General features: G+C 41.1%; 21 protein-coding genes. 7 read left to right on the top strand and 14 right to left on the bottom strand.

Annotated elements, in window-relative coordinates:
* Positions 1 to 55: 55 nt before the first annotated feature.
* The 9 genes from FCN25_RS12170 to metB all read right to left on the bottom strand — a co-directional run bounded on the left by FCN25_RS12170 (position 56) and on the right by metB (position 9,742).
* A complete protein-coding gene (locus FCN25_RS12170) occupies positions 56 to 589 on the bottom strand; it encodes an SRPBCC family protein (RefSeq protein WP_175405864.1) in 534 nt (177 codons plus the stop codon).
* Between the two features lie 223 nt (positions 590 to 812).
* The gene (locus tag FCN25_RS12165; protein WP_137225122.1) at positions 813 to 1,178 is read right to left on the bottom strand and encodes a cupin domain-containing protein; all 366 of its coding nucleotides are present in this window, start codon (positions 1,176 to 1,178) and stop codon (positions 813 to 815) included.
* 49 nt (positions 1,179 to 1,227) lie between these two features.
* Positions 1,228 to 1,419, bottom strand: coding sequence for a cysteine-rich CWC family protein (locus FCN25_RS12160; protein WP_254693777.1), 192 nt, complete (start codon positions 1,417 to 1,419; stop codon positions 1,228 to 1,230).
* A 310-nt stretch (positions 1,420 to 1,729) separates the two neighbouring features.
* Positions 1,730 to 2,851 (bottom strand): c-type cytochrome, encoded by a 1,122-nt coding sequence (locus FCN25_RS12155; protein ID WP_137225118.1) that lies wholly within the window; start codon positions 2,849 to 2,851, stop codon positions 1,730 to 1,732.
* Between the two features lie 10 nt (positions 2,852 to 2,861).
* Positions 2,862 to 3,494, bottom strand: a complete 633-nt coding sequence (locus FCN25_RS12150) for a c-type cytochrome (RefSeq protein ID WP_137227397.1) — start codon at positions 3,492 to 3,494, stop codon at positions 2,862 to 2,864.
* Positions 3,495 to 3,643: 149 nt separating this feature from the next.
* On the bottom strand, positions 3,644 to 4,528 hold the full coding sequence (metF, locus tag FCN25_RS12145; RefSeq protein ID WP_137225116.1) for a methylenetetrahydrofolate reductase: 885 nt from the start codon (positions 4,526 to 4,528) through the stop codon (positions 3,644 to 3,646).
* 540 nt (positions 4,529 to 5,068) lie between these two features.
* Positions 5,069 to 5,554 carry a VOC family protein gene (locus FCN25_RS12140; RefSeq protein ID WP_137225114.1) on the bottom strand — a complete coding sequence of 162 codons (486 nt, stop codon included), beginning with the start codon at positions 5,552 to 5,554 and terminating at the stop codon, positions 5,069 to 5,071.
* A 460-nt stretch (positions 5,555 to 6,014) separates the two neighbouring features.
* The gene (locus FCN25_RS12135; protein ID WP_137225112.1) at positions 6,015 to 8,408 is read right to left on the bottom strand and encodes a bifunctional aspartate kinase/homoserine dehydrogenase II; all 2,394 of its coding nucleotides are present in this window, start codon (positions 8,406 to 8,408) and stop codon (positions 6,015 to 6,017) included.
* Between the two features lie 170 nt (positions 8,409 to 8,578).
* On the bottom strand, positions 8,579 to 9,742 hold the full coding sequence (metB, locus tag FCN25_RS12130) for a cystathionine gamma-synthase (protein ID WP_137225110.1): 1,164 nt from the start codon (positions 9,740 to 9,742) through the stop codon (positions 8,579 to 8,581).
* 207 nt (positions 9,743 to 9,949) lie between these two features.
* On the opposite strand from metB, the gene metJ reads away from it, so the two are divergent.
* The 5 genes from metJ (at position 9,950) to FCN25_RS12105 (ending at position 15,096) form a co-directional block, all read left to right on the top strand.
* Positions 9,950 to 10,264 carry a met regulon transcriptional regulator MetJ gene (gene metJ, locus FCN25_RS12125; protein ID WP_137225108.1) on the top strand — a complete coding sequence of 105 codons (315 nt, stop codon included), beginning with the start codon at positions 9,950 to 9,952 and terminating at the stop codon, positions 10,262 to 10,264.
* 75 nt (positions 10,265 to 10,339) lie between these two features.
* Positions 10,340 to 11,080, top strand: a complete 741-nt coding sequence (locus FCN25_RS12120) for a sulfite exporter TauE/SafE family protein (RefSeq protein WP_137225106.1) — start codon at positions 10,340 to 10,342, stop codon at positions 11,078 to 11,080.
* A gap of 378 nt (positions 11,081 to 11,458) precedes the next feature.
* Positions 11,459 to 11,788, top strand: a complete 330-nt coding sequence (locus FCN25_RS12115) for a cytochrome c (RefSeq protein ID WP_137225104.1) — start codon at positions 11,459 to 11,461, stop codon at positions 11,786 to 11,788.
* A gap of 144 nt (positions 11,789 to 11,932) precedes the next feature.
* On the top strand, positions 11,933 to 13,645 hold the full coding sequence (locus tag FCN25_RS12110; protein ID WP_137225102.1) for a DUF3373 domain-containing protein: 1,713 nt from the start codon (positions 11,933 to 11,935) through the stop codon (positions 13,643 to 13,645).
* Positions 13,646 to 13,701: 56 nt separating this feature from the next.
* Complete coding sequence (locus FCN25_RS12105) at positions 13,702 to 15,096, top strand: tetrathionate reductase family octaheme c-type cytochrome (RefSeq protein ID WP_137225100.1); 1,395 nt, start codon at positions 13,702 to 13,704, stop codon at positions 15,094 to 15,096.
* A gap of 115 nt (positions 15,097 to 15,211) precedes the next feature.
* Here FCN25_RS12105 and FCN25_RS12100 read toward each other — a convergent pair whose 3' ends face one another.
* The 3 genes from FCN25_RS12100 to FCN25_RS12090 all read right to left on the bottom strand — a co-directional run bounded on the left by FCN25_RS12100 (position 15,212) and on the right by FCN25_RS12090 (position 18,155).
* Entirely contained in the window at positions 15,212 to 16,177 is a 966-nt protein-coding gene (locus tag FCN25_RS12100; RefSeq protein ID WP_137225098.1) for a pseudouridine synthase, read from the bottom strand.
* A 115-nt stretch (positions 16,178 to 16,292) separates the two neighbouring features.
* Entirely contained in the window at positions 16,293 to 16,871 is a 579-nt protein-coding gene (locus tag FCN25_RS12095; protein ID WP_137225089.1) for an LON peptidase substrate-binding domain-containing protein, read from the bottom strand.
* Between the two features lie 228 nt (positions 16,872 to 17,099).
* Positions 17,100 to 18,155, bottom strand: coding sequence for an alpha/beta hydrolase (locus tag FCN25_RS12090; protein ID WP_137225087.1), 1,056 nt, complete (start codon positions 18,153 to 18,155; stop codon positions 17,100 to 17,102).
* A 105-nt stretch (positions 18,156 to 18,260) separates the two neighbouring features.
* Between FCN25_RS12090 and FCN25_RS12085 the strand changes: the two genes are divergently transcribed.
* Together FCN25_RS12085 and FCN25_RS12080 are read left to right on the top strand one after the other, a co-directional pair.
* A complete protein-coding gene (locus FCN25_RS12085; RefSeq protein ID WP_137225085.1) occupies positions 18,261 to 18,722 on the top strand; it encodes a YhcH/YjgK/YiaL family protein in 462 nt (153 codons plus the stop codon).
* 442 nt (positions 18,723 to 19,164) lie between these two features.
* Positions 19,165 to 20,088, top strand: coding sequence for a manganese-dependent inorganic pyrophosphatase (locus FCN25_RS12080; RefSeq protein ID WP_137225083.1), 924 nt, complete (start codon positions 19,165 to 19,167; stop codon positions 20,086 to 20,088).
* A gap of 98 nt (positions 20,089 to 20,186) precedes the next feature.
* Here the strand turns inward: FCN25_RS12080 and FCN25_RS12075 are convergent, their stop codons facing one another.
* The gene (locus tag FCN25_RS12075) at positions 20,187 to 20,591 is read right to left on the bottom strand and encodes a DUF1850 domain-containing protein (protein WP_137225081.1); all 405 of its coding nucleotides are present in this window, start codon (positions 20,589 to 20,591) and stop codon (positions 20,187 to 20,189) included.
* On the bottom strand, positions 20,591 to 22,648 hold the full coding sequence (locus FCN25_RS12070; protein WP_137225079.1) for a TRAP transporter permease: 2,058 nt from the start codon (positions 22,646 to 22,648) through the stop codon (positions 20,591 to 20,593). The genes FCN25_RS12075 and FCN25_RS12070 overlap by 1 nt, the downstream gene beginning before the upstream one ends.
* Between the last annotated feature and the right edge of the window lie 52 nt (positions 22,649 to 22,700).

Below are 22,700 nucleotides of genomic sequence, written 5' to 3'. Positions count from 1 at the left end.
CTAAGACCTAATAATTCATCTCCTCGATAAATTATCCTCGCCAACGTAAAATAGACTACTTTTCTAATACTACTTTTAACGTATCCAAACCTTGCTGTAAGTCAGAACCTATCATGGTTTCAAAGTCGAAAAAGAGAAACATTAAATTTGCAGGGTAGTCAAAATGACCGCTAAAACCCCAATCCACTTTTGTTTGATTAGAGTTAATTGTTGCTGTGGTCATATAAGCAGGTTCATTCGCTTCAAAAGGTGAAATAAACCGTAATTCAAAGTCGATCCGTTTGCCTTCATCTATGGCGATAATTTCTTGCTCGCCTACACCTACATCGGGATTTTCACTTGCCCATGCAGATACAAACCCCAATGTCGCATCGGTACCACGATAGGTTTTCACCATGTCGGGTTCCATTAGTGCCCACTTGCTAAAGTTATCTTGATTTTTTAGATGTTTAATATAATCAAAAACCTCAGTAACGGGTTTATCTATGGTAATCGTGCGGGTGACTGAATAGTCTTTTTGAACAAAAAGAGCCACGACAAAAGGGATCGCAATAATAGCGACCACGACAACAAGAATTTTTCTTAACATTACTATCCTCTGGTATAGATAAGGTATCTACTCGTGCTTTAGGCTTACTTGCCAAAAAACAATATTCTCAGTATACCGACTAACGACAGGCTAACAATAAAAAATTAACATAGAATTAACAGTAATGTCCTATAAAACAACACGCTTAAGTACCAACAAGCAGTCGCGCTAAATTGCAATCATGTTAGTCAAAGCCCGTCTCCAATAATTGTATCAGTCACCACTATATCCACTGATCATTTAATGCAGTGAGGTCGCTACCAATCTCGCCGGTATTGACCACACCTCGAGGTTCAATAATCATAATGTTACATTGCTCATTCGCCATTGGTTTATGCTCAACACCTTTAGGAATAACCACCATTTCACCTGTTCGCAGCGTAACCTCCTTATCACGAAAAGCTATTTTTAAGGTTCCTTCAATAACAATAAACACTTCGTCTGTGTCGGGATGATCATGCCAAACAAACTCACCCTCAACCTTGACCAATTTAAATTGATAATCATTCATTTCCGCAATAACACGAGGAGACCAATGATCGCTGAACTGCGTAAACTTATCGTTGAAATTGATGACTTTCGCAGGCATAGAAACTTCCCTAATAAATGATGGCTATGGTTCTAATTTAGGCCCTTAGTTATGGCATATATATTTCGACGGAATCTATATCGGATTGTTGCATCAATTTCAGCATACATGACTGGCAGATACATTGGTTGTCGGGAAAGCCTGCCAAAAAATTTATGGTTTTGTTCTGTGCAATAACTGATGGCATGTGCAATGGTTGCTTAGCACACCAGCATGCACTTATGTCTAATCCTTGTACCATGGCACAATCATTCGCTTGTTGGCAGAGTGGACAAGTTTGTGCTGTGGAGATTAGTAGTGTCATAGCCTAGCCTCTAATAAAATAAATAGATGAGTCAATATCGTCACTAAATTTACTCTAATTAACAGATGGTAAATAAAAGACAAAGTTAATATATAAAGATAATCCCGAATTTAACTCCGAGATCCGACATTCTTCACCATCTTAAATAAGCTCTATATTGTAATAAAAACCAAATAATCTTAAAAAATACCCATTAAGCAATAACTCGATGGGTATTTTTAATCACATTACTTTTATAGAAAAAACATCACTGTTTAACGGTATTTTTAAGCGGAAAAACCGGATAAGACTCAGAACCTAAAATAGGTTTACCCGCCACAGACTGACCATAATACCCTTGATGCTTATGATAGGTTGCCTGTGTTTTGCTGACATCACCTTCAAAACGAGGATCTTGCGGGCGATCAAACGAATTAATGTATGCTGCGACATCCCAAGCTTGCTGAACAGTGAGCTGGATACTTTTACCAAACGGCATATTTTCATAGATAAAGTCAGTAGCGGTATTCACTCGGTGCATTCCCGCCCCCCAATTAAAACTTTGTGGTCCCCATAATGGTGGTAATGCGGCGACACCAGCAATCATTTGTCCCTCGCCATCTTCACCATGACACACTTGGCAATGTGTTTGATACACGGTCATACCACGAACTGGTGAATATGCTAATTCTGGTTGCGGAGTTTTCGGATAACCACGTCCAGGAAGCTGACTTAATGCTGTAATATCTTGATGTTTGGCGATGGCTGCAGGCATAGGAAAATCATCTCGCTTTGCACCTTTAACTAACTCAACATCTGACAATTCAGGCACTGGACCTGCAACATTATATTGCGTCATTAATCCACTCATACCTAACCAGTATGAATACGCAGATATTGCCACTAACTCAGGTGAGCCTGATGCTGGCGCTTTACCATTCATCGAATAAGTAAAACAGCCTTGAATCCGCTCCTGAAAAGAATTTACTTTATCGTTTTTCTTGCGATAAGCAGGATAAGCAAAATATGCAGCCCATAAAGGCGATGCATTCGCTTTCATTCCGGCATTCATATGACAATTGACACAATTAAGATCATTGCCAACATACTTATCTCGAAGTTGTTGAGTATTCACAAACAGTTGATAACCTAAACGAACTTTATCGCCAAACGCGCCCGCGGGAATATCAGTTAATGACGCAAGTTGTAAATATTCATCAGTTGTTTTTTTCTCGACTGAGGGCAACGCAGCTTGACGATCGGGGAGTGTCGTTGAAGAGTCAGACGATTTTACCGAAGCAGGCTTAGGCGAAATGTCAGTTAATAATTCATTGGCCTGTAAGGGCAAGCTACACAGGATACCAATGCTCAATATCGATAATAATTTCATCGCTATGTCCTTATTTTATATTGGCAAAAAACTGAGATAAACCATCAATTTCAGCAGCCGTTAATTTCACCGCTATATTGCCCATCATGTTATCAACATCGCCTTTTCGAGTACCATTTTGCCATGATAATAATTGGGTTTTAAGGTAACTGACTTCTTGGCCCGCTAAACGAGGAAATTGACCACCACCTACTCCGGATGGACCATGGCAACTAGTACAAGCTGGAATGGTACGCGACCAATCACCTTGAAAGGCTAATGCTTCGAAAGGATCGCTAATGGCAACCTTGTCACCACGAAATTGTAGCGGAATATCTGCAACTAGCTGTTGACTAAAATATTGTGAAACCACAGCAATATTGTCTCCCTGAACCGTAGCAGCCATTGCTGACATGGTAGGGTTTTGACGTTTACCTACGTGAAATAACTTAAGTTGATTGTTGATATACTCGGCTGATAGCCCCGCTAAACGAGGGCCGGTAATACCAATGCCTTGACCTTGAGCACCATGACAGGATGTACATAGCTGAGCGGCGGCTGGAGTAGCTTGTTGTGGGGGAGATATTTCTGCGGCTTCAGCTGCCATAACATTACACATTGTTAGGCCTGCCAATACACTGAGCATATAAAAGGATGTTTTCATCATCACACCTCTTTATTGATTAATTATTGTTCTACCACCATAGACCTAAAATGTTCAAAAAAGAATACCCAAAATGTCGAATCGTTAAACAAAAAAACCATTAAAATATTCATTAATGGTTTTTTTAGGTGGTAACTATTTGGTGTTTTTTACTTTGGACGCACACCTAAAGTATGGCAAATCGCATAGGTTAATTCTGCACGGTTAAGGGTGTAAAAATGGAAATCTTTAACGCCTTCACGGGACAATACTTTCACCATATCAATAGCAACGTTTGCGCCCACTAACTGACGTGTCGCGGGGTCATCATCTAAGCCTTCAAACTGGCGATGTAACCAATGCGGAATAGCCACATTGGTCATGTCAGCAAAACGTTTAGTCTGCTTAAAGTTAGTCACGGGTAAAATCCCCGGAATAATTTCAACATCAATGCCTGCTGTCACGCAGCGATCACGAAAACGTAAGTATGATTCAACATCAAAGAAAAACTGGGTAATGGCGCGATTAGCTCCCGCATCAATCTTTTTCTTTAAGTTGATTAAATCCGCTTGAGCATTACGCGCATCGGGATGTACTTCAGGATAAGCCGCAACCGAAATATCAAAGTCGGCAACTGAGCGTAATAAACGCACTAAATCATTAGCAAACCGAGTCGGCTTTGGGCTGCCATCAGGTAAGTCACCACGTAAAGCCACTATGTCTCTTACGCCTGAATTCCAATAATGCTTTGCCAGTTCAACTAACTCTTCATCACTGGCATCAACCAAGGTTAAATGCGGCGCAGCAACTAGATTGGTCTCCTTCTGGATACGTTCAATCACGCTATGAGTACGATCTCGCACTCCTGAGTTGGCACCATAAGTCACTGAGACAAATTTAGGGTTTAATGGCTCTAAACGACGAACAGAATTCCACAAGATCTCTTCCATTGCTGGAGTTGAAGGCGGGAAAAACTCAAAAGACACATTAATATCATTCAGCTCAGACAAGCTCTGATTTAACGACTGGGCATGTTGCGCATGATGAAAAGCCATAATGTATTCCTTCAACTTCTGTAAAACTGCGGAGTCTATACCAATCAACTAATTTAACTCACTTAATTTAAGTAATTTAGCCGTTTGGACGTCTATATGTCCATATACTAGTTTAACTGCATCCTAAGTCAAGCTAAAAAACCACCAATAGACTAATTTAAGTCTACGCCTAAACAACAAACAATAAAGATAGTGCTAAATAACCAGCAAAATCCCTTGAACCACTATGCATCTAGTAAATTATTCATCGTATTCATTTGAGTGCACAACCAATCAATTGAATTACGGATACACCAACGTGTATAGGCAAATCGTGACCAAACAACCGAGCAATAAACCATAGAGCTAACAACGGGAATTTCGTATGCGACTGACTGGAAGCTAAGCGTTACTTGACTAAGCTTTCTAAGGTGTTTGATGGGCTAAAGTGAACTGAGTGTCTAAAGCAGAAAGGTCACGCAAAGCAACCTAGAAAATGTATCGCCAGACATAAAAAGCTACCATTTAGGTAGCTTTCAATTAATGTGTAACCAGATAAACTTACTCGTAATCAGTAGCGTAAGTTTCTTCATAAGTGTGTGAGTAAAGCTCAAACAAGTTGCCAAATGGGTCTTCCAAGTACACCATTTGCGCTAGATTACTGTCGTCTTCTGGATGGTAGCGCATAATATCCATACGCACTTTACCGCCATATTGTTCAGTACGCGCAATGGCCCCTTCAAAGTCATCTGTTTGCAAACAAAAGTGGAAGATACCAAGACGTGTGAAATCAACTTCATGACGTTCTTGGCGCTCTTTCATTTCAAACATTTCAACACCAATGCCGTCACTCGTCACTAGGTGGGCAATGTTAAAGCCTTTAAAACCTTCACCAAATACAGCCACACACATTCTGCCAATAGCAGTCTCACGCTCTTCTTGAACCTTAGTGTTACCCATTACAACTCTTAAACCCAGCGCTTTAGTGTAAAACTCAACCGCTGTATCCATATCGCCAACCATTAAACCTACGTGATTCATTTTCATAACTAACTCCAAAAATACTATTGACTGATTCGTCATTTGTTTCGATGGAGCCATCTTACGACGAACAAAATATAAATAAAAATTATCATAATTTATCAAATTAATAATTTTTATTTATACTTATGACCATTGCTAACCCTAGAGGAAACAGTTATCAAGGAATAGTTGCACCTTAATCAATAGAACAAGCTCAGAATCCAAAAAACTTGATGAAAATCAGATAGGAAAAAATGAAGTTAAAAGCTGAATAAATCCCCATAGCGACCCTTTCGCTTCTGTTGTTTACGCAAATAAGGAAAATGTTGCGGGTGACTGAGTTAATTTATTAACCAAGAATCAAGAGAGACAGCCGTTGGTTTTCTATTGGTCTGGTGTGGATAAAGCGCCACGACGTTAGTGGCCGCAGGCCATAAAACCTAAACAATAAAAAGGCCATTAATAATGGCCTTTTTCAACAAAACTACTCTTGAAGTAAGTCTTTACAAATATGCACTAAATCCGATTGCACCGCAGCTGCAGTCACCTCACGCCCAGCGCCAGGGCCACGAATAATCAATGGGTTGCCTTGATAAAACGCACTGCGAATAACAAACACATTATCGCCCGGGGTTAAATTAGCATAAGGATGATTGTTATCAACCCACTGCAAACTCACTTCAGCTTGCATTTTCCCCTCGATTTTATCTAATGAAGCCACATAGCGCAGCACTTTGTTTTGCTCGGCAGCTGCAACATACTGCTGTAATAAATCATCATCTAACTCGCTAATACGAGGCAAAAAGTCTTCTAATGATAGCTCGGCTAACGCTTTAGGTACTAACGAGTTAAGACCAATATCGTTTAACTCAACCGACAAACCTATCTCTCGGGCTAAAATAAGTAACTTACGCTGCATATCTCGGCCGGACAAATCATCACGAGGATCGGGTTCCGTTATCCCTAAGCTCCTAGCCTCTAGTACCAATTCAGAAAAGGGTTTCGTACCATCATAGTTTTCAAACAACCAACATAAGGTGCCAGAAAAAATACCACCGACAGCTTCAATAGTGTCACCACTGTTTCGCAAATCATTTAACGCATGTTGTATCGGTAACCCAGCACCACAACTGGCATTATAACGCCAAAATAAGCGACGATTACTCAACTGTTGTTTTAGTTCTCGGTAAAAAGGGAGCGGCCCAGAGCCTGCTAATTTATTGGCGCTAACCACGTGAATACCACGAGCAAATAATTGTGGGTATTGCAGTGTTAATGTGGCGCTAGCGCTGATATCTAACGCGACAATTTCGTCACAAGATAATTGTGCCAGCTGTTCAAATAACTGATCATAATTCCACTCTATGGCGTTGGCTTGATAATCTTGTTGCCAGTTATCAAGGTCAATCGCGTCATTTGAAATCAATGCTTTTTGCGAACCTACCACACCGATTAGTTCAACTGAGGCTTCTAATTCAAGATCTAAAGTTGGTCGTGCACGCTTAAATAACTCTATCCATGCTTCTCCAATATTACCGACACCCAAAAGTAACACGCCGATACGCATTCTAGGTCCTGCACAACGACGATGAACCTTTTGAGTCAGTAAGCTGACCTGTGCTTGTGGGACCAAAGTCACTAAGCTGAGTGCATCCTGATAAACCGGCTTAGCATCACGACTTAATAAGCGGGCAAAACTGCGCCTAAAGTGATGCGCATCGGCACTGACTAATGCCACTAAGCCTAAGTCGGTTTGCACTGTGACGTCGTCAATCAATAGTTCATTGCCATGCAGAGCCAATAATGCCAACAGTTGCTTTTGGCTTTCGAGGGTAAATGCTAATTCAAATTTATGTTGAGCTAATTCCCAATAGGCTAATGGCGTTAGCCCTGCCTCATTAAATATAGTCAGTAAAGGTGCAAGAGCAGAGCCCATTTTAAAACCAATCAATACCACTTCGTTTAAATTAGTCACAACAGGAGCACTGGCCGATGAACTCTGCGGCGCAATAAGCGTAAAATCGGTATGCGAGGCATAACTTGAGCGCACAGCAAGGCTAACGTGGGTATTAAATAATGGTTGTAATGTACGAGAATGTAATACGGGTGAGCCTAAACGCGCTAAACGGTCGGCTTCTGCTAGAGACATACTCTTGAGCAACTTAGCGTCATTGATTTTATTCGGATCGGCATTAAAGACCCCTTCAACATCGGTCCAAATCGTCACACGTTCAATGTCCGCTAAACTGGCAATTAATGTGGCACTAAAATCTGAACCATTGCGGCCCAGTAATAAAGTATCACCATGACTATTTGCGCAAATAAAGCCCGTTATCACTAAACGCTCTTGTGGATGTCGAGCTAATAAGGTTTGCACTTTCTCACGCGATTGCGCCACTAAAATATTAGGAATAGCACCTTCATCAGCAACTAAAATAGAACATGCATCAACATTACTGGCTGCTACGCCCATTTCTCGTAACAATGCAGCCATTAGGCGAGCGGACCAACGTTCACCAAAACTCACCACATGGTTTAATTGGTAATCATTATGTTGTTCTAAGGACAACAAACTGACTAACTGAGATTTATCAGTCGACAAACGTTCACGTAAATCACGTGCTTGTTCATTTGACAGTAATTGCTCAATTAACGTCTGCTGATAACTAATCAGTACTTGTAGCTCTTCTTGCCACAATTGACCACTGTCACGAAGGCTCAGTAATTTGTATAAGAAGTTAGTCGTTTTACCGGCGGCGGATACCACCACAAGATCATCACTTTGACCGTGGGTAAGCAAAATATGTGCAACACGGCGATAGCAGTCTGCATCCGCTAAACTAGAACCACCAAACTTATGTAAATGACTTCGCGCCATTACTGACTCCTTAAACAACTACGACTTTTATTGCGACGGCTTCTTGTTGCAATTAATGCTTTATGCAATAAATAGTGGTGCAATGAACTCTTTTTTGCATTTTAATCGTGCCACAAATGCATATTTTGTTATTTTACTCAAACCACAGCTAACATAAACTCAAATTAAGCTTATTTAATTGCCGCTACGGCAGCTAAACCAGCTTTCAGATCGGCAAGCAGATCTTCAGCGTCTTCAATACCGACTGATAGTCTCAATAAAGTCTCTTTAATACCAGCCTCTTGCCTTGCTTGTGGGTCCATTGCTCTATGGGTCATAGTGGCCGGAACGGCGACTAAACTTTCCACTCCGCCTAAACTTTCAGCAATACTGAACAAAGACAATGCCTGTAAAAATGCAACAACTTCGGCTTCACCGCCCTGCAATTCAAAACTTAACATAGCGCCAAAGCCTTGTTGTTGTTTTGCCGCAATGTCGTGACCTGGATGATCTTTTAAACCCGGGTAGTAAACCTTGGTAACCACATCACTAGCGGTAAGTAGCTCAACAATCTTTTGCGCGTTACGTTGATGCTCACGAATTCGCACAGCAAGCGTTCGTAGGCCACGCAGTGTTAAGTAACTGTCAAACGCAGACCCAGTTAACCCAAGGGTGTTTGACCACCAATGCAATAATTCACCTAATTCAGGATCTTTAGCCACAACCGCGCCACCGACGACATCGCTGTGACCGTTGATGTATTTAGTGGTTGAATGGATCACTATGTCAGCACCTAATAATAAAGGTTGCTGTAATATCGGTGATAAAAAGGTGTTATCTACCGACACCAACGCGCCAACGTCATGGCAAGCATGACTGACTGCTTCGATATCAATCACTCTAAGTAAAGGATTTGAGGGGGTTTCTAACCACACCATTTTAGGTTTCTGGGCAATGGCTTTACTCAATGCTTGGCTATCTGTTTGATCAACAACTAACAACTTAAATTGGCCTTTTTTCGCCAAATTAGTAAATAAACGATAACTGCCACCATAACAATCGTGCGGTACAACCAATAAATCATCAGGGCCAAGTAAGCTGGTGACTAAAGTAATCGCCGCCATACCAGTACAGGTCACCACACCAGTAGCACCTTGTTCAAGTTTGGCGAGTGCCTCCCCTAAAATACACCGAGTAGGATTACCTGAACGACTATAATCAAACTCACGAGGATTATTATGACCATCGAATGAATAATTAGTCGATAAATAAATAGGCGGTACAATTGCACCATGTTGTGTGTCTGTTTCAATACCTTGGCGAACGGCCAATGTGGCGCTTTTATGTTTTGTCATAATTGATTCCTAAAATGTCACAAACACACAAGTAGATGTCTAGACGTCCAAATTTACCGAAAAGTTCTGCATCCGTCAACAAAATAGACGCGTAGACGTCTAAACATCAAGAAATCTATTTGCATCGAGGTTAAATAGTCGCAATAATTTGACTAGAGCTTGTAACGGTTTAAAATCCGCACCGTATTTATCGTTAAGGGTAAGTTAATGACTGAATGGAATGGCGAATATATTAGCCCATATGCCGAACATGGCAAAAAAAATGAACAAGTAAAAAAGATTACAGTTTCGATACCGCTAAAAGTATTAAAAATACTAACAGATGAACGCACTAGACGTCAGATCAATAATCTGCGTCATGCAACTAACAGTGAACTGCTATGTGAAGCATTTTTGCATGCATATACAGGTCAACCATTACCTTATGACGGTGATTTATCAAAAGATGAACCGGACAGCATTCCAAGTGAAGCTAAAAAGATAATGGATGATATGGGCATCGAATGGGAAGAGCTGGAATAATCCACAGGTTAGTGACAACGTCATCGACTTGGAAACTACCCTAATACGAAGTAGTCTTGTTTTAAAAGAGAACATATGATGTCGTTTATCGATCCTACAACCTTGATACTGGCATCAATTATCATTTTTTTAGGCGCGTTAACCCAGAGCTTAATTGGTTTTGGGTTAGCCGTTGTTGCTAGTCCCCTGCTGTATATTGTTAACCCTCAACTAGTGCCAGTACCAATTATTGCAATGGGATTTGCCATTTCTGCAATGACCTTATTTAGAGAACGCAACCACCTGCAATTTAATGGTTTACAATATGCTTTGCTCGGGCGGATCCCCGGCGGATTTTTAGGCGCTGGGTTATTACTGTTTGCACCACAAGCCATATTAGGTTTAGTGATTGCCGCTATTGTATTTATTGCTGTGATATTAAGTATTTATCGCATTACAGCCCCCATCAATCGCATCAGTTTATTTATCGCGGGGGTATTTTCGGGCATATTTGGCAACATCGCCGCCATTGGTGGTCCACCTATGGCGATTTTACTTGCAGGCCAAGATCCTAGTAAATTTAGAGCTGCACTGTCTGCATTCTTCGTACTCAGTTCACTGATTGCTTTAGCTATTCTAGCCATAGTCGGCTTGGTTGAGATGAAACATTTGTGGTTGTCGCTAATGTTATTCCCTTCCGTTGTTACCGGTTACTTGGTCTCTGGATTGTTAATTAACCATGTCGATAAAAATAAAACCCGCATTGTGACCTTAATATTATGTAGTATCAGTGCGACTTTGTTAGTGGTTAAATCGACCAGCGCACTAATCAACTAATCAACTAATCAACCCAGTAACTCATAATGAGCTAACTATTCTCTCATTATGAGTTATTAAACCTTACCCAAAAAATTTTCTCCTAAAGACTTCCACCCAAGTAATACACCAAATTATTTTTCCCTATCCATAATTGTTGTTCCAAATCCACTGCGAAATTTTTTATCCCAATAGCAAATTGAATATTGTCACGAAAGAGATCCACATCACATAAGTCCATTAGATTTGTTTCAATTAACTTTTTTTCAATTAGATTTTTCTCATGAACATGATCTACTTCAAATTAACACTACTCACTTTTAGGTAACATTATTCACAGCAAAGAAATAAACATAAATTGCAAACGCACCACTAATAAGAAGCCCAATAGAGGATAAAATGATGAACACATACGTTAAAGTTGGTATCGCACTCGCTATTGCATTATCACTAGGTAGCCAAGCAATGGCAGCCGAAGGTGGTAACCCTAAAAAAGGCAAACATCTTTACAAAAAAGAATGTAAAGCTTGCCACAGCGCCGATAGTGAAGGCCCAGAACTTACTCCTATGGCTAAAACTATGAGTCAATGGGATCGCTTTTTCTCTCGAGATAAACATAAAGCTAAACCTGCCGTTTTTGAGGCTCTATCAGAAAAAGACTTGAAAGACATTCAACAGTTTTTATATGACCACGCAGCCGATTCTGATCAGCCAGCAACTTGTGGCTAAATCATAAAAGCTGAGAGCCTTTCGCTCTAAGTAAATCATAAGCAAATAAACAATCTAAAAAATTGGGGCTTCGCCTCAGGGACTTTTACAACAAAAATTTGCCAGATTGAGTTAATTCATTTGGCAAATTGGGGGAGCAAGACTATGAGAACTCTCATATCAATACTCGTTGCAAATGCACTCTTTATGAGTGGTGCTAGCCTAGCGGCAGACACAGATGCACAAAAGATTGCCGATCTAAAACAACAACTCGCGACTATTAACGAAGATCTTGATGATTTAAATTCACGAGTTGACAAAACCGAGCGTCACACTGCGTTAGACAGAATATCCATTACTGGTGATTTTAGAACCAAAGCACATTCATTACATTACCAAAATGTCACTTGGAACCCGGCCATGAATGTCAATTTTACTGACTTCGCTACAAAAGCCATGTCAGGTGTATTTGGTGACCCGAGTAGTTCTACCTCGTTATTAGGCCAAATGATGATGGCCAACCCTGATCTAGCCACCGCGTTTCAAAGCGGCCAGCTACAGGGCGTGATGCCAATGGTGTTAGGTCAAAAAACTCAACAAGATATTGATAATGATATTTTTTACACCACTCGATTACGCCTAAATATTGATGCAAAAGTATGGGACAACGTCAGCTTTGCCGGACGCTTAACCATGTTTAAGAGCTGGGGAGACTCTACTGGAGTTAAAGTATTTGATTCATGGAACTCATTCACAATGGACGGCACAAGTAGTGGCAGCACCAGTGGTGATGAGTTAAAAGTAGAGCGTGCCTATTTTAACTGGAAAGACATTAACGGCAGCGGCACTTACCTTTCTATCGGACGTCGCCCTTCAACATATGGTCCACCAAGTCATTATCGTGAAAATGAGCTACGAGGCGGCACACCATCAGGTCACTTAGTCAATTTCAACTTCGACGGTTTAACCCTAGGTTACAATTTGGGTGATATCACGGGTATTGAAGGCCAAACGGTACGCTTCTGCTATGGTCAAGGCTTTGAATCTCAATACGGAAATGGCGAATTGTTCGGTGACATTATCACCAAAGACACTCACCTAGGCGGGTTTAATATCGACGTCATCAATGACGGTAACCACTTCCTACAATTAACTTTGTTCGGTGCTAAAGATGTTAATGATGGCTTTACAGGCACCATGGCATTCCCTACTCAACTCGCGAGTATCTTTGCCCCAACAATGTATCAAGACATGCAAAAGTTTGAAAACTTTAACTTCGTTACTCGTGTACAACCAAGTGGTGTAATTGGTGATATGTACTTAGGTGGATTAGGTTATGCCTATGAAACTGATGACGATTTAAAAATGTTTGCTTCACTTGGTTGGACTCGTGCTGAACCTAGCGGTAATGCAGGTTTGTTCGGTGGTATGTTAAGCGATGCAGTATTTGAAGCAGAGTTGAATAGCACTGCTACTGAAATCATTATGGTGCCAAAAGAAACAGTTGATAATGACACTAAAAATGGTTACGGCGTGTATATGGGTATACAAGTACCTGCTCCATACGGAAAATTCGGCTTGGAATATAACTACGGTTCAAAATACTGGAGTCCTTTCACCCAAGCGCAAGACGACCCTATTGGCAGTAAGTTAGCTACTCGCGGTCATGTTGCCGAAGCGTATTATATCTTTGATATCAATCCTAAGATGTTCATCAAGTTAGCAGGTTTGTATTACGACTATGAATATACCGGAAGTGGCTCACCAGTAGGTGCACCACAGAAAGTTGATGATGTAATTGCCGGTACTGCATACTCAATGTTACCAGTGATCGACACAGCCTATGACGTCAATGCATCAATAACAGTTAACTTCTAACTTGAACTTCTAATTTAGTGCCCCTGAGTGCAAGCTCAGGGGTGAGGATAATTATCATGAAAATATCATCAGCACTGGCTGTATTATTGATATTAAGCAGTAGCGCACAGGCTGCCTTTAACCACAAAGAGGCGTTGCCAGGGCCTTTTGCTAATGGCCCTGAAGTGACGACACAATGCTTAACATGCCACAAGGAACATGCCGAAGAGTTTATGAAATCTTCACACTGGACTTGGGAATTAGAGCAAAAATTACCTGGCCGCACAGTTATGCGCGGTAAAAAGAACAGTATCAATAACTTTTGTGTTGCAATAGCGGGTAACGAACCACGTTGTACTAGTTGCCATGCAGGTTATGGCTGGAAAGATTCTACATTTGATTTTAAAGACATGACCAAAGTGGATTGCTTAGTCTGCCACGACACAACAGGAACTTACATTAAAGATCCTGTTGCTGCGGGCGAAGTATTTGCCACAGTCAACTTAGCCAACGTAGCACAGAATGTGGGTACTCCCGTACGTGATAACTGTGGTACTTGCCACTTTTATGGTGGCGGTGGTGATGCAGTTAAACATGGCGACTTAGACTCATCAATGTCTTATCCAGACAAAGCTACCGATGTCCATATGGACGCAGACGGTAATGACTTCCAGTGCCAAACGTGTCATGTCACCGAAAATCACCAGATTACTGGTAATGCGATGGGCGTATCACCTGGAGGAGAAAACAATATTGGTTGTGAAAACTGCCATGACGCAGCACCTCACAAAAATAAAACGCTCAATACACACTCACAAACAGTAGCGTGCCAAACTTGTCACATACCAACATTTTCTAAAGTTGAACCAACAAAAATGCGTTGGGATTGGTCACAAGCCGGACAAGATCTACCTGACACGACAGATAAATACGGCAAGCACACTTTCAATAAAAAGAAAGGTAGCTTTATTTGGGAAAAAGACGTTATACCACAATACACTTGGTTTAATGGCCGCGCCGATGCTTACATGCCTGGCGACAAAATGGACCCGACTAAAGTGCTTAAACTTGCCTTCCCACTCGGAGATATTCGCGACCCTAAAGCTAAGATTTATCCTTTTAAAGTGCATACAGGTAAGCAAATCTATGACACCGAACTCAATATCTTACTAACACCTAAAGTTTATGGTGAAGGTGGTTACTGGACTGAATTTGATTGGGACTTAGCAGCCAAATTGGGAATGGAAGCTAACCCAACCATGGTAGAAAAAGGACTCAAATACAGTGGTAAGCATGGTTTTGTTGAAACTGAGATGTGGTGGCGTATCAACCACATGGTGTCACCAAAAGACAAGGCGTTACAGTGTAATGACTGCCACAATAAAGGTGAGCGTTTAGACTGGAAAGCCCTAGGTTATGACGGTGATCCAATGAAAAATCGCAAAGGTGTTAAACACACTAAAGCTAAATAACAATGCTATAAGCAACTAGTGTAAACGACTAGTGTAAAATAAAAAAACCGCCATCAACTTTTACGATGGCGGTTTTTTATTAACTAAATGTTCTGAATTCGGGATAAATAACAAACTAAAAATTCAACCCCTGGCATTGAAAATCTTGCGAAATACCACTAATAGGGTCGGTAAAACGTAATCGTTTAGCCAATAGCTGTAATGGCTTATCAAAATTATCCGGCCCTTTAGGCTGTAAAACTGGATAAAATCGGTCATGTAAAATCGGCATACCTAAACTTTGCATATGCACTCTTAATTGATGAGTTTTACCAGTAATCGGGCTTAACTCAAACAAACCAAAGCCGTCTTTTACCGCCACTAAACTGATTTCTGAATGGCTATTGGCCTCACCTTCAACTATCTGCATAGTAAAGCTGGGATTTGCTGCAACAATCCGATTTTTAACCGTCCAATGCACTGGCAGTATCACTGTGTTATCCGCTAATTGAGCCAGCAACTGCGGCGTTAATGTAGCAATAGCCTGATAATCCTTGGTGATCTTGTCATCTAAAAAAAGCTGATGATAGGCATGCCTAGTTTGCGGGTTTAATGTCATTAACATTACCCCAGCAGTATCTTTGTCGAGCCGATGGGCTGGTGCAACGGTATCAATTTGAGTTGCGATACGTAATCTATGCACTAAGCATTCATTAACGTAATTACCACCAGGGGTTACAGGTAAAAAATGCGGTTTATAAACAACAATGGTGTCATTGTCTTGATATAACACTTGCTCAGCAAACGGTACTTTCGTTTCGGCCAGCACTTCACGATAATAATATACCCGCGCAGTGGCTTGATAGATGCTGTCTGCAGTAATTAACTCACCATTTTGCCAATGCACCTTGCCAGCTTCAATCCGTTGCAACCAAACACTGGCATCAATTTGCTTAAAATGCTCTATCAAAAATTCAAGTACCGTGTGGTATTGCTTACCCGCTAACTCACTCACGCGCGGCAACACGACATACGATGGTTGCGCTGCAATAGCGGTAGTTGAAGACAATGATTGATCGTGCGGATTTGATAAATTCGGCATAAAAGGGCTATTAAGGAAATGAGATGCAAAAAACAATATCACTATGTTATCAGGCTAGCCTATAAATGTATCTGTATTAGCGTGTATCGGTAGGTAGCATTCTTTATAAAAAAACCTACACATCCACATAGGATTTAAGTAAGTGCAACACAAAATCCATGGTTTTATGACAGTTAGGTTGTTCAACTAGAATCAGCTTATCACGATTATACATAGGTAAAACCTCTAACCAACGTTGGCTGACCCACGCAGCATCTTCTAAATGAGTTTGTGAATATAACTCCAGTAAATTAGGATTCACTTGATAAAATTGCTCCAGTGCGGCGCTAATTATTTCAAACTCACCCACTATGGGTTCTTGGGTCCAATTAGGACAAGGTAGTGCGCGAGCTATCCAGCAACCATTACGTTTTTTTGCCGCCGATAAGATTTTAAGGCGTTGTGACCCTTCGATAATAATACTTAAACAACCGTTATCTAACTGATTAAAATCAATGATATTGCATTGAGTCGCCGCAATATAACAAGGTAAATCACTATTCACTTTTAAGGGGGCAAATGCTAACTCATAGTAACCTTTTAGCACATCGGCAACCACGCACAAATCACTGGGAGTCACGACACTAATTTCAAGTCGTCCACCCGGTAATAGCACTGCATCTTGAATAAATAATGCCACTTCTTTTGTTCGCATAACAGCCTCCGACACCAAAGGTGAAGTTACTGAGCTAAAGTCAAATCAATAAAACAAGTGTAGCAGTGGTTAATAATTCAACAACTTGAGAAAATGTAAATAACACAGATTGCCGACATCACCACTGCTTACACTAGGGCCTGTTTACACTAGGTTCTATTTAATAGACCTTATTTTATACGACTACATTTCAAAAAAGAGCAAAAAACATACAATTACTACGCTAATTTATAAACGTTCAATACGGTCCATTATCGTGCCAGAAGCGACAATATTGGCAAATTCGTCGGCTAATACTTGGCTTTGTTGTACACTTTGCTGCCAATAAGCAATCCGGCTTTCGGTATCTAAATGCTTAAAGTCTTCACGATCAGGAATTTTACCAAAGGGTAAGCTGGCAATAAATTTCTTACTCGGCGCTAAAATTAATCCATTGTGGTAATTGGCTTTCGCTTTACGCCACAACAAGGATTTATCGAACCAGCCAGGGCTCATATAAGGATAAAAGTGCGGATATAAACTTAGCCCAGTTGCTGCAGGTAATGGCATATCAAAATGATAATCGGTTATTCCCCCATCGTAATATTGACCTTTGGGCGATCCTTGCAGATCGTTAACTGGGTCGAGCAATAACGGGATCGATCCGCTAGCCAATAAACCATGGCGGATATTGTCTTGGGTCAACTTAACCTGTTTAGTGGGTAAATCTTTCAATCGCCTAAAAGGTGACGCATCGTCTTTATGACTTAATATCACCCGCTCAAAATGCCAGCCTAAACTTTTACGGTTTACCACATTGCTTATCGCCGCCATCGACAAGCCCATCATTAAAGCAAACTTGGCATGAATGCGATTTAAATGGCGAGCACGACAAGCCACCATATGATGACGAATTAATGGGTTAGCAATAATATCCGCACCTTGTTGCTCACCTAAAATACCATCCACAATTTGCAATACTTGGGCACTAACCTGCTCTCGGGAAGGCTTTTTATCGTAGCGCTGATGAATATAAAAATGCTCTAACCTTGCATAAGCCGCGAGTGGATCTTGTTGCGCCATACAGGCCAAACGCCACGCACCCGATGACGCACCCATGGTATAGAGTGGGTCTTCGCGTCCCTGAAAAAATTCACTGAATAAATACTTATCTAAGCCTGCGATGGCCAGCCACTTAGGGCCACCAGAGGCCGCAAAAATTTGCGTAAATAATGATTGGTCTAAGCCATTCGCTTCGAGTTGTTCGTAAGCTGTTGGTCCAGCAAGTAAACGTAATGCAGGCAATGTACAATCCTTATTATATTTGTAATGCTGTTATCTTGGTAAAAAGGTATGCTTTAGGGTTAATACGCTAGCATGCTTTTATGATTTTTATCTTACGGAATTTTTATGATTGTTGATACTCTTGCAAATCGTCACTTATACACTCAACTGAGCCCGAGACTAGCCAAAGCTCTAGCCCATCTCGCGAGCACAGACTTTAGCCAGCTTGAAGTCGGAAGTTACTCACTTGAAGGTAAAGATATTTTCGTTATCGTTAATGATTATGAGACTAAACCTAAAGAAATAGAGCCATTCGAAGTGCATCAACAATATATTGATGTGCAATATGTGGTGAGTGGCGAAGAAGAGTTTGGCTATCTGCCCTTAGCTAATCAAACGCCTTCTAAGCCCTATTTTGACAAGCATGATTATGCAGAATACGACTATGAATCTAACCGGCATGATGCGGCGTTTATTCCTCTAAAAGCGGGCATGTTTGCTTTATTTTTTCCTGGTGACATCCATATGCCGGGCACTAGTGCTAAACCTCAGCAAGTTCGTAAAGTGGTGATAAAAGTACGGGTATAGCGATGCCATTTTAATCAATGACAAATATTCAGTACTAAGGCTAAACCACTAGCAATAAGTCATTAACAATATTCATGAGCAATAAAATCGCTATTTGAATGAAACCTACTAAAGTTAATTCGAGCACGGTATTCAAGCACAATAAACACCTATACAGAGCTATTAGCACTTAAGATAGAGCGTTTAAGATGGACTCAATAGACTACTGAATAGATAATTCAATAGCGTTGTAGCCCCCAAGCTAAAGACAAATATACACTTACCCTGTGTAAAATAGAAAAAACCCCGAGACTCTCCGCTCAGGGCTTTTTTTGTCAATTACAGACACATATCATCATTGATAACACTCATATGGTAAGTTGAACCTTTGAAGTGGTATTTTTTAATGCGATGAAGATCAATCCTTGTTAAAATCAGGGCAACTTTATAGGAGAGTCTTTCAATGGCAATGTATGTAGTGGGTCACAAGATCCCTGATTCAGATTCAATTTGTGGTGCTATAGCATTAGCATATTTAAAAAACCAAATCGGTGAGCCAGCAATAGCGGCCCGTTTAGGCGAATTATCACCAGAAACCGCATTTATTTTAGAGAAATTTGGTTTTGAAGCGCCAGAATACAAAACCAGTTACGCGGGTGAAGAAGTCTATATTGTTGACCATTCAGAAATTACTCAAGCGCCAGATGATATCGCTCAAGCAACTATCGTGGGCATTGTTGACCACCATAAACTAGGCGATTTAACCACTTCTACTCCGCTAGAATGTTGGATCCGTCCAGTAGGTTGCAGTAACACAGTCATCAAAATGATGTACGATTTTTACCAAGTAGAAATCCCTGCGAACATCGCTGGTATCATGATGTGTGCCATTTTAAGTGACACTGTTATTTTCAAATCGCCAACCTGTACCACCGCTGACATTCGTTGTGTTGAAGCCTTAGCTAAAATTGCTGGTATTGAAGATTTTAAAGCTCTCGGTATGGAGATGTTTAAAGTAAAATCAGCAGTTGCAGGCACCCCTGCGCGTGACCTAGTAATGCGTGACTTTAAAGACTTCAACATGAACGGAAACTTAGTCGGTATTGGCCAATTAGAAGTTATCGATTTGTCTGTATTTGACGATATCAAAGCTGACTTAGAAGCAGATATTGCTAAATTAAAAGTCGAAGGTCATCGCCACAGCGTATTATTACTGCTAACCGACATCATGAAAGAAGGTTCAGAAATGTTAGTGGTTTCTGATTTACCAGACTTGACTGAGCGTGCTTATGGTAAACCTACCGTCAACGGTCGTGTTTGGCTAGACGGCGTACTAAGCCGTAAAAAACAAGTGGTACCTGCACTACAAGATGTGTTTGCAAAGTAAATCGTTGTGAACGTCTTGAAAAAAAGAAAAAGCTGAATCAATTGATTCAGCTTTTTTATACTTTAATACCAATCATTAATCTGTCTCATTACCGTTCATTATTCAGGTATATCACAACCCCATAGCTCTATTGATGGTTGCTTTGCCGTTGGCTCGCCAATCCAATAACTCATTGGATGACACTGTTGCTCGGTCTGAGTCGATGACACACATAACTGATAATCGCCTGCTTCTGGGGTGCGGCCTAACTTTAGCATTGGCAACACGGGTAAATGCGGTTTGTAATGCCAGCTGCCGTCTTTTAACACCGCATCGGCAGGAATTTCCATCCCGGCACCACTGCCTTTAACCCTTGCTTGCTCTAAAATAAACCCCTCGTTAATTAAGCGATAATCTTCCGCCCAACGAATTTTTTCAATAGTATGAGTCCACGACAATGTCATTTGCTCTGCAGGCACTTGAGCCCATATTGAACCTGCTAGCCCTAGGCATAAACCTAACATTATTTATCCTGTGCTAAACGTTGTAACTTACGAGCACGCCATAAATGTTGTAAAATAAACGCCACGACCAAACCAAAGCCTAACTCATCACTTAACGGTGTCGCCATAATCAAACAACCACCAGCAATAAAACCTAAAACACGCTCCCACCAATAAAGGTTTTGTAATAAATACCCTGTAAATATCACACCCCAAATGCCAATCGCAACCGCCGCTTTAAGTACCACAAAAATGGTATCCAGTATGCCGCCACCTTGAAGCATTAATGCCGGATCATATACCGCCATAAACGGAATAATAAACCCTGCTATAGCAATTCGAATAGCCCATAAACTTATTTTTAAACCCTTTTCTTTCGCAATAGGTGCCGCCGCAAAACACGCCAATGCAACCGGTGGTGTAAGGTCAGCCATAATGCCAAAATAAAACACAAACATGTGCGACACGATCAACGGCACACCTAAATCTAATAATGCTGGGGCGGCAATGGAGCTGGTAATAATATAATTAGGGATGGTTGGGATCCCCATGCCTAATACCAAACACGTCACCATCGTCAGCAATAAAGACAAAAATAAATTATCTTGCCCGACGGCTAAAATATAACCTGCAAACGTAGATGCTATACCCGTAAGTGACACAATCCCAATAATCACCCCAACCAATGCACACGCAATACCAACAGGCACAGCGTGACGAGCACCTTCAACTAACGCGTGCAAACATAAGGTTAGGGTTTCTTTACCACCTTTAACAAACCAACAAATCACCACAAGCATAGCGATAACGCCAAACATTACCCCAATGCCTAACTGAAAAAAGCCAGCACATATCACCCCTAGCGCTATCCAAAAAGCAAACCGCATTGCGGCTGATGATAGATTAAGGATAATCGCTGAACCTAAAATCACAATCGCAGTGAGTGCTAAACCAACCATGCCAGAAAACAGCGGTGTACGACCGGAAAATAACAAACCAATCAAAATAAATAGCGGAATGAGTAAGTACCAACGCAACTTAATTGCCGCCCACGGATCAGGACATTGATCTTTGGGTAAGCCAGATAAATTGGCGCGTTTAGCTTCTAAATGCACCATCCAGAACACCGAACAAAAATACAATACTGCGGGGATCATCGCCGCTTTAGCAATTTCAATAAATTGCACATTAATGGTTTCAGCCATAATAAAGGCTACGGCACCCATAATCGGCGGCATAATTTGGCTGCCCATACTGGATGTGGCTTCTACTCCCCCCGCAAAAGCAGAGCGATAACCAAAACGCTTCATTAATGGAATCGTAAACTGGCCAGTTGTCACTACATTGGCCACCCCCGAACCCGTAATGGTACCCATGAGTGCCGATGACACCACCGACACTTTTGCAGGCCCTCCTACTTTATGGCCAAATAAGCCCATAGCAAAGTCGGTAAATAAGCGGATCATTCCAGCCTGCTCTAAAAAGGCACCAAACAGAATAAACAAGAAAATATAGGTCGCAGATACATAGGTTGGTGTACCATATAAGCCTTCTGTACCAAAGGCCAACTGGTTAATAATTTGGTCAAAACCATAGCCTCTGTGCATCAATTCACCAGGCAAATACTCACCAAACAACCCATAAGCCAAAAACAAACCGCAAATGATCGGCAGTGCAATCCCCATCACCCGTCTTGCTGCTTCAAACAATAACACGACCAATACGACACCTATTATCATGTCATTTTGAGTTAAGTCACCAGAACGTTGAATTAAGTCTGCTTCAAATACCCATTGATATACAGCGGTTGTCATCCCCGCTAAACCGAGCACCCACGCCAATGGTTGCCATGGCTGACTCTTGCCGATGCCTGGATAACTAATAAACACCACTAATAATAAAAAACCCACGTGCACGGCGCGTAATACTTGGGTCGAAACAGGATGAAATGCCGCTGTGGTAATTTGAAAAATAGAAAAAATAAGTGCTACAGCAAACAAGGCTTTTGGCCAATTACGAGTGTCGGCGCTAAGGCCTTGCTCATGCTCGTTTGTCAGGTTATTGGTTTGATCGTTCATGAAATGCCTCTACACTTATATCACTAAATAATCTCAACTTTGGGAAAAAATA

Origin of the sequence: Shewanella sp. MEBiC00475 (genome assembly GCF_005234075.1) — a bacterium.
In the GTDB taxonomy this organism is placed as follows: domain Bacteria; phylum Pseudomonadota; class Gammaproteobacteria; order Enterobacterales; family Shewanellaceae; genus Shewanella; species Shewanella polaris.
Note: the sequence above shows the minus strand (reverse complement) of the source record. Positions and strands in the feature narration are given on the sequence as shown.

Coding starts and splice junctions, on each gene's coding strand:
- FCN25_RS12080 (WP_137225083.1), top strand. CDS start 19,165: ATGGCAATGTATGTAGTGGGTCACAAGATCCCTGATTCAGATTCAATT.
- FCN25_RS12150 (WP_137227397.1), bottom strand. CDS start 3,494: ATGAAAACATCCTTTTATATGCTCAGTGTATTGGCAGGCCTAACAATG.
- FCN25_RS12095 (WP_137225089.1), bottom strand. CDS start 16,871: ATGCGAACAAAAGAAGTGGCATTATTTATTCAAGATGCAGTGCTATTA.
- metB (WP_137225110.1), bottom strand. CDS start 9,742: ATGACAAAACATAAAAGCGCCACATTGGCCGTTCGCCAAGGTATTGAA.
- FCN25_RS12100 (WP_137225098.1), bottom strand. CDS start 16,177: ATGCCGAATTTATCAAATCCGCACGATCAATCATTGTCTTCAACTACC.
- metF (WP_137225116.1), bottom strand. CDS start 4,528: ATGGCTTTTCATCATGCGCAACATGCCCAGTCGTTAAATCAGAGCTTG.
- FCN25_RS12155 (WP_137225118.1), bottom strand. CDS start 2,851: ATGAAATTATTATCGATATTGAGCATTGGTATCCTGTGTAGCTTGCCC.
- FCN25_RS12085 (WP_137225085.1), top strand. CDS start 18,261: ATGATTGTTGATACTCTTGCAAATCGTCACTTATACACTCAACTGAGC.
- FCN25_RS12070 (WP_137225079.1), bottom strand. CDS start 22,648: ATGAACGATCAAACCAATAACCTGACAAACGAGCATGAGCAAGGCCTT.
- FCN25_RS12160 (WP_254693777.1), bottom strand. CDS start 1,419: ATGGTACAAGGATTAGACATAAGTGCATGCTGGTGTGCTAAGCAACCA.
- FCN25_RS12115 (WP_137225104.1), top strand. CDS start 11,459: ATGATGAACACATACGTTAAAGTTGGTATCGCACTCGCTATTGCATTA.
- FCN25_RS12075 (WP_137225081.1), bottom strand. CDS start 20,591: ATGTTAGGTTTATGCCTAGGGCTAGCAGGTTCAATATGGGCTCAAGTG.
- FCN25_RS12170 (WP_175405864.1), bottom strand. CDS start 589: ATGTTAAGAAAAATTCTTGTTGTCGTGGTCGCTATTATTGCGATCCCT.
- FCN25_RS12135 (WP_137225112.1), bottom strand. CDS start 8,408: ATGGCGCGAAGTCATTTACATAAGTTTGGTGGTTCTAGTTTAGCGGAT.
- FCN25_RS12140 (WP_137225114.1), bottom strand. CDS start 5,554: ATGAAAATGAATCACGTAGGTTTAATGGTTGGCGATATGGATACAGCG.
- FCN25_RS12165 (WP_137225122.1), bottom strand. CDS start 1,178: ATGCCTGCGAAAGTCATCAATTTCAACGATAAGTTTACGCAGTTCAGC.
- FCN25_RS12120 (WP_137225106.1), top strand. CDS start 10,340: ATGATGTCGTTTATCGATCCTACAACCTTGATACTGGCATCAATTATC.
- metJ (WP_137225108.1), top strand. CDS start 9,950: ATGACTGAATGGAATGGCGAATATATTAGCCCATATGCCGAACATGGC.
- FCN25_RS12105 (WP_137225100.1), top strand. CDS start 13,702: ATGAAAATATCATCAGCACTGGCTGTATTATTGATATTAAGCAGTAGC.
- FCN25_RS12110 (WP_137225102.1), top strand. CDS start 11,933: ATGAGAACTCTCATATCAATACTCGTTGCAAATGCACTCTTTATGAGT.